We start from the raw sequence: 11963 nt of genomic DNA, 5'->3' as shown, positions 1-11963 counted from the left end.
TTTCATTTAGTAGACGGAGAATATCAACCTTTAGAAGAAAATCAGCAAGGACATTTGTGGAGTTGTCAGCTAGGTTTATATTTAGGAATATATCAAGGACTATTACGGTATTTTACACCAGCAGGAGAGCTAGTTCCCACACCTGAAGAAACCGCAGAAAAAGAAGCGAGAAAGTCAGAACGTTTAGCAGCAAAATTGCGGGAATTAAATATAGATCCTGATACAATTTAATCCCGTTCCTGGGTTAAGTAACAACGCCACCTAACAACAGCTTTAATAATCTTGAGTTTCTTGGCATCAAACCAACCAACCTAACTGATATAATGGAACTGAGTATGAATATGGGTAAAACTATGACTACCAAACAGATTACAGAGTATTTCAACTTTCTCTCCCCGGAAGACATCCGACTAAAAGATTCACGTATTGGGATTGAAACAATTCTTTATGAATACATTGATTGTGGACGTTCTCCAGAAGAAATTACCCAAATATATAAATCAATTTCCTTAGAACAAGTATATGCGACCATTCTTTATTATTTGCAAAATCAAGAAACTGTCAGCGCTTACATAAAAAACTGGATGGAACATGGTCATAAAATGAGAGAACAACAAAGACTTAATCCCCCACCAGTGTCGGAAAAACTGCACCAACTCAGAATTGCCAGACAAGCGAAAAAGCCAGCATGACCTTAAAATATTTAATTGATGAAAATGTTAATCCTCTATATCCAAATCAAATTAGATTACGAGAACCTGATATTTTGATTAAGGTAATAGGAGAAGCGAATATACCCTCAAAAGGTACATTAGATCCAGAAATTTTGTGTTGGTGTGAGAAAAATAATTTTGTATTAGTGACAAATAACCGAACTTCCATGCCTGTACATTTAGATGATCATGTTGCTATTAATCGCCATATACCAGGTATTTTCATCCTTAATCCAAATTTAAGTATTGGTGAAAATATAGAAGAATTAATATTAGTTGCTTTGGCTTCAGAAGACAATGAATATCAAGATAGAATAATTTATTTACCCTTACCATAAAAATAACTCAATTGGTAATATAGCTTGGGTTTACCATTCCTTTTTTGAGAATTACCATACAGCTAATTACATCTTAATTGATTGATGAACTATGATGAAATCGTTCTGAAAAATATAGCTGAGATGACAAACCCAGATATAAAGCCCACTGTACAGCTAACTTAGGAAATTTTGTTTTATGTTTGTTCATGACACAAGCCGTCTAGACTTCATAAATGTTAGGATTGCCACAGAGTGAGAAACGCGTAAGAGAAGGAAAAAAAACTGAATGGCAGAATTTGAAAAGTCAATATCCTTTGATGGACGGGATATTCGACTGACGGTTGGCCTACTAGCCCCCCAAGCAGGTGGGTCGGTTTTGATACAATCAGGGGATACAACTGTTTTAGTGACAGCCACAAGGTCAGCAGCCCGCGAAGGTGTTGATTTTTTGCCACTGACGGTAGATTATGAAGAAAGACTGTATGCGGCAGGAAGAATCCCCGGAGGAATTATGCGCCGGGAAGGTCGTCCACCGGAAAAGGCAATTCTTACCAGTCGTCTGATTGACCGCCCGCTGCGTCCTTTATTCCCTTCCTGGTTACGGGATGATTTGCAAGTTGTGGCCTTAACTATGTCCATGGATGAACAGGTCCCTCCCGATGTGTTAGCAGTGACAGGTGCTTCAATTGCTACCCTCATTGCCCAAATTCCCTTTAATGGACCAATGGCCGCTGTGCGAGTAGGTTTAGTGGGTGATGATTTTATTATTAACCCAACCTACGCAGAAATTGAAGCGGGAGATTTGGATTTAGTCGTGGCTGGTTCACCTGATGGGGTGATCATGGTGGAAGCTGGTGCAAATCAATTGCCAGAGCGAGATATTATTGAAGCGATTGATTTTGGCTATGAAGCTGTACGGGATTTAATTCAAGCCCAGTTAGATTTGCTGGATGAATTGGGTTTAAAACTTGTGCAAGAAGCACCACCAGAACCAGATCAGACCTTAGAAAATTATATCCGCGATCGCGCTAATCAAGAGATTAGGAAAATATTAGCGCAATTTGAGTTAACTAAAACTGATCGTGATATTGCTTTAGATGCAGTTAAGGATAGTATATCTGATGAAATCAAAGCTTTATCAGAAGAAGACCCCATTCGCATCGCCGCAACAGCAGACTCCAACGCCCTTAGTAATACTTTTAAAAGCATTACCAAATACTTCATGCGCCGTCAAATTATCGAAGATAATGTGCGCGTTGATGGGCGTAAACTTGATGAGGTACGTCCTATATCTTGTCGAGTTGGTATAATACCCAAACGAGTACATGGCAGTGGTTTATTTAACCGGGGACTGACTCAGGTATTATCAATGTGTACCCTTGGTACTCCTGGAGACGCTCAAAATCTTAGCGATGACTTGCAACTAGACCAAGCTAAACGTTATCTGCATCACTATAACTTTCCTCCCTTCTCCGTCGGCGAAACCAAACCCTTACGCGCCCCCGGTAGAAGAGAAATCGGACATGGTGCATTAGCGGAAAGAGCATTGTTGCCTGTATTGCCACCTAAAGATAAATTTCCCTACGTAATTCGCGTAGTTTCCGAGGTGCTTTCTTCCAACGGTTCTACTTCCATGGGTTCAGTTTGCGGTTCTAGTTTATCCCTCATGGATGCTGGTGTACCAATTACTAAACCCGTTAGCGGTGCGGCTATGGGCTTGATCAAGGAAGGAGACGAAGTGCGAATCCTGACTGATATTCAGGGCATTGAAGACTTTTTAGGTGATATGGATTTCAAAGTTGCCGGTACTGATACTGGTATTACCGCTTTGCAAATGGATATGAAAATATCCGGGTTGTCTTTAGAAGTCATCGCCGAAGCCGTCCACCAAGCCAGGCCAGCGCGGTTGCACATTCTGGAAAAAATGCTCCAGACTATTGACACCCCCAGGGAAGAAACTTCACCCTATGCCCCCCGGCTACTGACAATTAAGATCGATCCTGACATGATTGGTCTAGTCATTGGACCTGGTGGTAAAACCATTAAGGGCATCACTGAAGAAACTGGTGCAAAAATTGACATCCAAGATGATGGTACTGTCACTATTTCCGCAGTTGATGAAAATAGGGCTAAGAAAGCACGGAACATTGTTCAAGGCATGACTCGTAAACTCCATGAAGGTGATGTTTATATCGGTCGTGTTACCCGGATTATACCTATTGGCGCTTTTGTGGAATTTTTGCCCGGAAAAGAAGGCATGATTCACATTTCTCAACTCGCTGACTACCGCGTTGGTAAAGTTGAAGATGAGGTCGCTGTTGGTGATGAAGTGATTGTCAAAGTGCGAGAAATTGACAATAAAGGTCGAATTAACCTCACACGCTTGAATATTCACCCAGATCAAGCAGCAGCAGCACGGGAAGCAGCAGCGGTAAACCATTAAATCCCCTGTTGGATTTTAGATTTTAGATTACGGATGAATCGCAAATCTAAAATCCGCGATGCCTTGCTAGTAGGCATCGCTGTTGTGTTGTTTAAGCTGTTAAGCAGCTAAATTGTACAATCCTAATATGGCTAAATCTTCCGGTGCGGGCATACTTAGGCAATCTCAGTACCATCCCTATCTGGTATAGTTATACACTAATACTCTAAGTCCTTTTTTTATCTAACCACAGAGGCACAGAGGACACAGAGAGAAGAAAAATGCTTAACTAAGTTTTATTGCTCTACAATTGTAATTTTTGATTTTTGACCTAACCTAATTTGATGACTTTGTTTCTGCTGTCTGAAAAATTATCTCCGCTAATGTCTGTAATAGTTCTTGCTCATTATAAGGCTTGGAAAAATAGGCTTTTGCTCCTAATTTCATTGCCAGTTGAAGGTGTTTATTGCTACTGCGAGATGTCAGCATAATTACAGGAATATCTCTCAATTCTTTATTGGCATTAATTCGCTCTAAAAAGCTATAACCATCCATTCTGGGCATTTCAATGTCGCAAATTACCCCTTGGACTTGTAACCCATTTTCTAGCTTTTCTAAGCCATCTTGACCATCTTTCCCTTGTTCTACTTGATACCCACCTTTTTCTAGGGTTAGGGCTAAGTAGCGACGCACATTAATGGAGTCATCCACAATCAAAATTTTCCCTTTTTGACGGGGGTGTTTAGTTGAAATGGCTACTTTTGACGGTTTTAAGAAAGCAGTCTGTAATCTTGTTGTCGGTAACTTACGACTCAGATGGGGAGGTTCACAATTAGTAATCCATAACACTAGATCATTAGTATTAACTAGGGGAACTACCCGACCATCACCCAGAATTGTACAGTTATTAAAACCACTCGGTAGAGGAATATTACCTTCTACTTGACGAATAGCTACTTCCTGTTCACCCCAGCAGCGTTCTACCTGCACCGCAATCTGTTGATGGTCATGTTTGACTATTAATACACTTATAGCATTAATTATGGGCGGAGTTTCTAACTCTAGATTATGGGAGCGGGGGCAATTAAACTCAAAGTAACTATTTAAACGCAGTAATGGTAATTGCGTATCTTGCCATTTAATCAATTCTTTACCATCCTGGAGAAAGATTTGCTGATTTTCTAGTAAGAAAATTTCCTCTATGACATCTGTATAAAATGCCAACAGTAATCCATCACTCTCTACTAATAAGATTCGCGCTACGGATAAGGTAAATGGTACTGATAAAGTAACTGTCGTCCCCAATCCTATTTTAGTATCAACATTTACATCTCCTCGCGCTAATTTGAGGTTATTACGCACTACATCCATTCCCACCCCCCGACCAGATAAAGTTGTCACCCGTTCTGAGGTACTAAACCCTGGTTCAAAAATTAATGATAGTAGTTCGTCGTTACTCGCACTCGCTAATAAAGAATCATCTAAACCCATTTTTAAAGCGCGGTGACGAATTTTGTCTAAAGAAATACCTCGACCATCATCACGGATAGTAATCATCGTCCGATTACTATGGTAAAATGCTTTGATTTCAATCAACCCTTGTTCGGGTTTTCCGTGAATTTTACGGGTAACAGGATCTTCGATTCCGTGATCAAAAGCATTGCGTAATAAGTGCATTAAAGGCTCATTTAATGCTTCCAAAATGCTCCTTTCAATTAAGGTATTACCACCTTCAATTCTTAACTGCACATTTTTTCCATACTCCACATTCAAATCTCTAATGGCTCTAGGAAAACGCTCGACTAAATCTGAGAAAGGACGCATCCTCATCTGAGTTAATTGTCTTTGTAATTGTTTAGAAGTTTTATTCAGTTTCCTTGCTATTTGATCTGCATCATCAACACTTAATTGAATATCACTTGTAACTTCTGCAACTTGCACAATAGTTTCCATGACATCTTGAGATAATACATCTAATTTCTGATAGTAATTTTGTTCTAAACAGTTATTTTCTGTTTCTTGATTATGATGATTGATCAGATGATTATGAGTTATCATTTTTCCATAAGCTGTCCGCAGTTCTTGATTCTCTTGATCAAGAATTTGCACTCTCTGATTTAAACTACGAACCAATTTACGTAATCTTTCTACTTGCACATTCAACCCATTTTTTTGAATAATAATTTCTCCAAATAAATCATAAATTTTTTCTAAATATTTTCCAGAAATTCTCACTGTATTTTCATGATTTTCACGTTCTTTATGAGGTAAATTAATATCACCTTTGCGCTGTTCATTAGATTTATCATCTATATCTATATTTAAAATCGGATCTTTTGCGGATGAAACTCTATCAAAATCAGGAAATTCGACGGCGTTAATTTCTGGAGGTAGTTCTATATCTGCTAATAATTGCCAATCATAACTAACAGTTTTTGATTGATTTACTAAATTATCTTGGGAATTTGATAATAGGTCTTTATCACTATCAATTTTATTATTAATAAACTCACATAAATCAATTTTTACTGGTAAATCATTCCCTTGATTACTTAATACTAGATACTGAGACTTTTTCCATGATTCTAAAGCTAGATTAGCAATTTCCACGCAGCGTTCAGGATAGGTTTCTAAGTAATTAATCACTGATTCACATAGTTGGGTAAATGCTTTTAACTGGAGCATTTCTCCTAAGCCACTTAACTCAGTAGCCATGATCAGTAATTCGGATCTTAATTCTGCTTGATTATTATTTTTTAAGCGAGATTCTAGAATTTTTAAATATTCTTCAACTTCAGTTTCAAATAACAAAAGGATAAGTTGATTATCTTCTGATGATAGTTCTGATGATATTAATGTTGTAATATTCTCCGAAGAAGGCTCACCTAAACGCTGATAAAGTTGATCAAAAATTGGGTAACAAAATTCTCTAAGAGAACTATGATCTAAATTGTTACCCTTTGAAAGTAATTCAACAATTCGCCGTAGCCAATCAACACCAGATAGTAATAAACTTTGTAAATTGGTGTCTAGTTCTAGGGAATTTTTCTGAGTTTTTAAAACTTTAAAAGCATCTTCTAGACGGTGAGCTAAATCACTTAATACGCTAAAACCCATCATGGCCGCTCCACCTTTAATAGAATGCGCGGCTCGCATTGCAGCATTAATTTTTTCTAATTCCATGTAGTTGCTGCTGTCAATTCCCAGCAAGATCCCTTCTAAAATGTTGAGATAATCAGTTGCTTCTTCTAAAAATTGCATCTGGATTTCCAATTCTTTATCTTTAGTCATTAGTGAGTATTCCTTAGTTATTAGTTATTAGTTATTAATTTCAGAATCACAAGATCAATTAGCTGTAAAGGTCTCGACAGTCTCCTTTAACTGCTGAGAAATATCTACTGCTTTTTGCAAAGATTGAGAAATTTGGTGATAATTATCACGGTTAAATCTTGATATATTTGTAATGTCCTTAACAGTTTGAATAACAATTTCTGATGTTTGTATTTGAGATGTAGTAGCACTTAAAATTGACTGCACTAAGGTATCTATTTGCCCTGATACATTAACAATTTGCTGCAAACTTTCCTTGGCATTTTTGATAATATGGCTACTTTCAGCGACTTGATTAGTTCCTGTTGTCATTCCTTGTATTATTTCACCAGTTTCTCGTTGAATTTTAGCAATTATTTCCTCGGTTTCCTGGGTTGCAGTTGCAATTCTAGCGGCTAATTCTCCTACTTCCTCTGCTACTACAGCGAAACCTTGACCCTCTTCCCCGGCTCTTGCAGCTTCAATTCCGGCATTAATTGCTAATAAATTAGTTTGCATAGCAATTTGATTAATTACAGAAACTACACGAGAAATCTGTTGAGAAGATTCCCCTAAACGTTTCACTTTTTTAACTATTTCCGAAACTGTTTCTTGGACTAAAAAAATGTTTTGCAATGTTAAATCCATTGCTGCTCCAGTTTCCGTCGCTGCATAGTTAGCATCGTTAATAATTGTGACAGCTTGCTGTGCTATATTAGCGATAGATACTATAGCAATAGTCATATTATCAATGGTTTCTAAGCTACGGTTATTTTGTTCAGATTCTATGACTGCTTCTGTGGTTAATTTTTGAATAGATACATTTATTTCATCAACAGATTGTTGAATTTGATTCACAATATACTGAAGATTATTTGGTACATCTTGTCGTTCTCCAGTGTCTTGATCATTGTTTAATTTACTATTTGTTTTTAATTTTTGTATCTCTTTATTCCCCTGAACTAACCAACCTACAAACAATGTCATCACTAACCCAATTACCGAAGTTGCACTCGCAATTAATAGTAAAAATTCCTTTTGTGGCTTGAAGGCGATCGCTGTATCTTTGGTAACAATCAACCACCAATTGATATTTTGTGAATCTGATAATTTTCTCAATGGTACATAAGTAACTAGTTGCTGATTTTGATTATTTTGGGCAACTTCTGTAAATGTCTGAATATCTTCATCATTTAAAATATTAGCTAAACCAGGATAAATCTCCTCACTATCTTGACCAAATAAATTTTGATAGGAACTAATCAAAATTCTGCCCTTTTCATCTAAAAAATAATATTCCTGAATATCACTATCATCTGTATGACTTTTGACTAATTTCTCTAAATATTTTATAGGTATACGGGTTCTGACTATACCAATGGTATTACCCTTGATTCTATCTTTAATTGGTGCAGCTACATAAATCACTGCATTCCCATTTTTAACTATTTCTGGTTGACTAATAATGGGAGTATCTTGTTTAATTACCTCTTGGAAATAGACCAGTTTTTTTTCTGCCTCTAAAGATTCTCCTCCTGATTTCATAATTACTTTTCCATTCAAATCAAATACAGCCACGCTATCATAAACCTTACCAGTTCTTCTCAAGCTATCTAAGGTTTCTTGGGTTTTTATATTAATTCTGCTGATATCAATTTTGTCTTTTTTGTTGGATTTGTCTGTTTTTTTGTTACTATCATTACTCAAGAGTTTGATATTAGACAATACCCGAATATCGTCATAGCGTTGTCCAATAAAATTATTAACCGCATTACTTAAGCTAATTGCCTTAGTTTCTTGAGATATAATAATTTGTTTAGCCATCAATTTACTACCAAAACTATAAGCTATCGCCCCAATTCCCAAGATCGGTAAACTGCCAATAGCTATGGACAAAATAATGGGTTTTATCCTCGATTTAAGTTGCTGTAAATATTTGAATCTATGATCCAAATTCTGGGCGTGACTAGAATTTTCTCCCTGAATATCAATAACTTTCACTGGAGAAATTAAAGATACTTTATTTTGAGAATCACCGCTTTTTCTGATGTCATTTTTCTTCAACATACTATCCTCACACTAAATCTATAAAACAAAAACATTCAACCCGGATTTTCTAGGCATTAATTTTAGTCAACACAGAGAATAGCCGACTCTAAAATATGTACAGCATCCAATACTAATAATATTTCTTCTTCTTCCACTACACAACCACATAAATAAGGTACTAAACTAGATGCTACTTGTCCTACAGGAGAACGAATATTATCAGCCATAAACTTAGTTGTTCCTTGAATTTCTTGGACAACTAAACCTAAAATCATTGATTCTATTTGAATAACAATGATATTATATTGATGTAACTGATGGTCAATGTATTCTAAATTAAGCATTTTCGGTAAATCAACTACCCAAATTATATGACTACGCCAATTCATCAATCCTAATATACAAGCAGGCATATTTGGAATAGCTGTCACCGATGTCATGGGTACGATAATTGCTTCTTGAGTATGAGCAATGGATAAAATAGCACCCGTTTGTTGATTGAGTTGAAATTTAAGATAGCCATTTTCACTGGTGTTATATATGGCTTGATGGTTAAAATCAAGTTGTAATTTTTTCATGGCTGGAGCGAGGATTATTAAAATTAATTTATTTTGGTTTTATAGGATAATTAATTCCAAGTTGCAAAACAAATACTTTTTCAAATCAAGTCTAAGAGGATGTTTTTCAAGTGCAAATTAATACGATTTTTAGCAATGAGCAACCGCTTGTACAAAGATTGAAGATTTTAACTTTTTTATTGATCCATGCAGTTGGAGTTAGCCTGCATACTAGCGTTTACTCTTGTTGTGGCAGAGCTTGATGGATTCTGCCAATACGTTTAAAACATCCTCTAGATACAATTAAAGTTTCAATTACCCAAATTGTAGACTCAAATAAATTAGGATCTGCTTATGGATATTTGAGCAAACTGTTGTAGAGGTGAGAATCTTGCCTAGCTGAACTGGAAATAAATTGGCAATAAATTGGAAATACGGAAATACAGCAGCAAGTCAATGAGGTACAAGTTTAAACCATAAAGCCTTGCAGCTAAAGAGTTTTACTACTAACCGCTGACTGCTGATAGCTACTGTAAAAAAAGACAGAAAACTCAGTGAATTATTTTATCACTATTCCTGCCAAAAATTACTAAAAAAATTAGCATTAAAAAAATATAATAATTGAGTGATTAGCAATTCCATAAATAAATCGGAGCGGCGGGATTCGAACCCACGACCTCCACTACCCCAAAGTGGCGCGCTACCAAGCTGCGCTACGCCCCGTAACTGTAAACTTAAAATTTGGTCAACTTAAAATTTTTAGAATTTTGGACTGGGGATTATACCAAATTTGGGAATCTAAAAACTAATCAAGTTGCTCTGACGAGCATATCACAAGGTTAAGGAAAATTGCAAGGGGTTTTTCAAAAAACTTTTAGCATTCCTATTGCTTGCAACAAACCAGACACGGCAGGAGCTTCCCATTTACCCTCTGTACCCCGTCCTGTATTCAAGATAAAGCGGAGATTGTAGGATTGGGGATAACCTTCTACCTCCATCCATAATAAATCACTTTCCGCTTCACAGGCAATTTTTTCTTCCTCCATTAATTCTGTAGCTAGATGCTTCATGGTATCTGCAAGCTGATTCAAAAGGCGACAAAATTCATTTAATTCCGCTTCTGTTAATTCAATCGCCCAATCTTCCGTACCAACTAATCCTTTGAATTGTACTGCATCTGGGTTCCAACCTAAGCGCCAACCCGTACCACTTTTGATAACTCGTTCCATAACTACATAAACTACATATTTTGAAACTACTACTATTGTGGATCAGTCTGTTGCAATCTGTTAATTAACCCAAATCCCAAATTTCAAATCCAAAATGCTATAATTTTGTAGCGATCGCGTTAAAATCTTAGCCAAGCTATTTAATTTAATTGACGTTCCTATTCGCACACTTTGCGGTTAAGATAGTATATTCGTTCTATTAAAACTCCCGTCCCAGCAATTTTGAAAAATCCTATACTTTAGAGGTAAGAATGGCAGCTAATACCGAGACTTCTGGCAAGCAAAAAGCGTTAAATATCGTACTTGGACAAATTGAGCGTAGCTTCGGTAAGGGGGCAATTATGCGCCTGGGTGATGCTACCCGCATGAAGGTAGAAACAATATCTACTGGTGCGCTTACCCTAGATTTAGCCTTGGGAGGGGGTTTACCCAAAGGACGGATAATTGAGATTTACGGACCAGAAAGTTCTGGTAAAACTACCGTTGCTCTCCATGCTTTGGCAGAAGTCCAGAGAAATGGGGGTATTGCGGCATTTGTAGACGCGGAACACGCCCTAGATCCAACTTACGCCGCCGCATTGGGTGTAGATATTGAAAACTTGCTGGTTTCCCAACCAGACACCGGCGAATCAGCCTTAGAAATAGTTGATCAACTTGTGCGTTCTGCGGCGGTTGATATTGTCATTATTGACTCCGTAGCCGCCCTAGTCCCCCGCGCTGAAATTGAAGGGGATATGGGTGATATTCACGTAGGTTTACAAGCTCGCTTAATGAGCCAAGCCTTACGTAAAATAACTGGTAATATTGGTAAATCTGGATGCACAGTTATTTTTATTAACCAGTTGCGGCAAAAAATCGGTGTCACCTATGGTAGTCCAGAAACCACAACTGGTGGTAATGCGCTGAAATTTTACGCTTCTGTACGCTTGGATATTCGCAGAATTCAAACCTTGAAAAAAGGTACAGATGAATTTGGCAACCGTGTAAAAGTGAAAGTAGCTAAAAATAAAGTTGCACCACCTTTCAGAATTGCCGAATTTGATATTATCTTTGGTAAAGGAATTTCTACTCTGGGTTGTTTAGTAGACATAGCCGAAGAAACTGGAGTTCTTTTGCGTAAAGGTGCTTGGTATAGCTACAATGGTGAAAACATTTCCCAAGGTAGAGATAACGCCATTAAATACCTAGAAGAAAAACCAGACTTTGTAGCCAAAGTTAAAGAACAAGTTCTGGAAAAACTAGATAAAGGTGCAGTAGTTTCTGCCAATTCTGTCACCCAACCCCATGACATTGAAGAGGAAGAAGAAATTGATTTAGAAGAATAGAAAAAAAATAGAGATGTTACTGCTAACATCTCTACAGTA

Annotated in this window: 8 protein-coding genes, 1 tRNA gene and 1 pseudogene; 5 read left to right on the top strand and 5 right to left on the bottom strand. The window is 37.1% G+C overall.

From position 1 onward, the window contains the following. From ACIR131C_RS0111275 to ACIR131C_RS0111260, 4 genes and pseudogenes are all read left to right on the top strand, one after another. A pseudogene (locus tag ACIR131C_RS0111275) lies at positions 1-231 on the top strand (Uma2 family endonuclease); the annotation flags it as partial. 122 nt (positions 232-353) lie between these two features. Beyond that, positions 354-692, top strand: coding sequence for a DUF433 domain-containing protein (locus tag ACIR131C_RS0111270; RefSeq protein ID WP_028090279.1), 339 nt, complete (start codon positions 354-356; stop codon positions 690-692). Continuing rightward, positions 689-1051 carry a DUF5615 family PIN-like protein gene (locus tag ACIR131C_RS0111265; RefSeq protein ID WP_028090278.1) on the top strand — a complete coding sequence of 121 codons (363 nt, stop codon included), beginning with the start codon at positions 689-691 and terminating at the stop codon, positions 1049-1051. The genes ACIR131C_RS0111270 and ACIR131C_RS0111265 overlap by 4 nt, the downstream gene beginning before the upstream one ends. Before the next feature lie 268 nt (positions 1052-1319). Continuing rightward, on the top strand, positions 1320-3476 hold the full coding sequence (locus ACIR131C_RS0111260; RefSeq protein WP_028090277.1) for a polyribonucleotide nucleotidyltransferase: 2157 nt from the start codon (positions 1320-1322) through the stop codon (positions 3474-3476). A 315-nt stretch (positions 3477-3791) separates the two neighbouring features. On the opposite strand, the gene ACIR131C_RS0111255 is transcribed toward ACIR131C_RS0111260, so the two are convergent. From ACIR131C_RS0111255 to ACIR131C_RS0111235, 5 genes are all read right to left on the bottom strand, one after another. Further along, the gene (locus tag ACIR131C_RS0111255; RefSeq protein WP_028090276.1) at positions 3792-6746 is read right to left on the bottom strand and encodes a hybrid sensor histidine kinase/response regulator; all 2955 of its coding nucleotides are present in this window, start codon (positions 6744-6746) and stop codon (positions 3792-3794) included. A gap of 54 nt (positions 6747-6800) precedes the next feature. Then, complete coding sequence (locus tag ACIR131C_RS0111250) at positions 6801-8831, bottom strand: methyl-accepting chemotaxis protein (protein WP_028090275.1); 2031 nt, start codon at positions 8829-8831, stop codon at positions 6801-6803. A gap of 62 nt (positions 8832-8893) precedes the next feature. Continuing rightward, entirely contained in the window at positions 8894-9391 is a 498-nt protein-coding gene (locus tag ACIR131C_RS0111245) for a chemotaxis protein CheW (protein ID WP_028090274.1), read from the bottom strand. A 628-nt stretch (positions 9392-10019) separates the two neighbouring features. Beyond that, a tRNA-Pro gene (locus tag ACIR131C_RS0111240) sits at positions 10020-10093 on the bottom strand. Positions 10094-10233: 140 nt separating this feature from the next. Beyond that, complete coding sequence (locus ACIR131C_RS0111235) at positions 10234-10599, bottom strand: DUF1818 family protein (RefSeq protein ID WP_028090273.1); 366 nt, start codon at positions 10597-10599, stop codon at positions 10234-10236. A 251-nt stretch (positions 10600-10850) separates the two neighbouring features. On the opposite strand from ACIR131C_RS0111235, the gene recA reads away from it, so the two are divergent. After that, entirely contained in the window at positions 10851-11924 is a 1074-nt protein-coding gene (gene recA, locus ACIR131C_RS0111230; RefSeq protein ID WP_028090272.1) for a recombinase RecA, read from the top strand. Positions 11925-11963 lie beyond the last annotated feature (39 nt).

It is taken from the genome of Dolichospermum circinale AWQC131C (genome assembly GCF_000426905.1).
Classification (GTDB): Bacteria; Cyanobacteriota; Cyanobacteriia; order Cyanobacteriales; family Nostocaceae; genus Dolichospermum; species Dolichospermum circinale.
This window is presented reverse-complemented; position numbering and strand designations above follow the sequence as displayed.

Bases quoted from the DNA above. Each gene is read 5' to 3' on its own strand.
- recA (WP_028090272.1), top strand. From the start codon at position 10,851: ATGGCAGCTAATACCGAGACTTCTGGCAAGCAAAAAGCGTTAAATATC.
- ACIR131C_RS0111270 (WP_028090279.1), top strand. From the start codon at position 354: ATGACTACCAAACAGATTACAGAGTATTTCAACTTTCTCTCCCCGGAA.
- ACIR131C_RS0111235 (WP_028090273.1), bottom strand. From the start codon at position 10,599: ATGGAACGAGTTATCAAAAGTGGTACGGGTTGGCGCTTAGGTTGGAAC.
- ACIR131C_RS0111265 (WP_028090278.1), top strand. From the start codon at position 689: ATGACCTTAAAATATTTAATTGATGAAAATGTTAATCCTCTATATCCA.
- ACIR131C_RS0111255 (WP_028090276.1), bottom strand. From the start codon at position 6,746: ATGACTAAAGATAAAGAATTGGAAATCCAGATGCAATTTTTAGAAGAA.
- ACIR131C_RS0111260 (WP_028090277.1), top strand. From the start codon at position 1,320: ATGGCAGAATTTGAAAAGTCAATATCCTTTGATGGACGGGATATTCGA.
- ACIR131C_RS0111245 (WP_028090274.1), bottom strand. From the start codon at position 9,391: ATGAAAAAATTACAACTTGATTTTAACCATCAAGCCATATATAACACC.
- ACIR131C_RS0111250 (WP_028090275.1), bottom strand. From the start codon at position 8,831: ATGTTGAAGAAAAATGACATCAGAAAAAGCGGTGATTCTCAAAATAAA.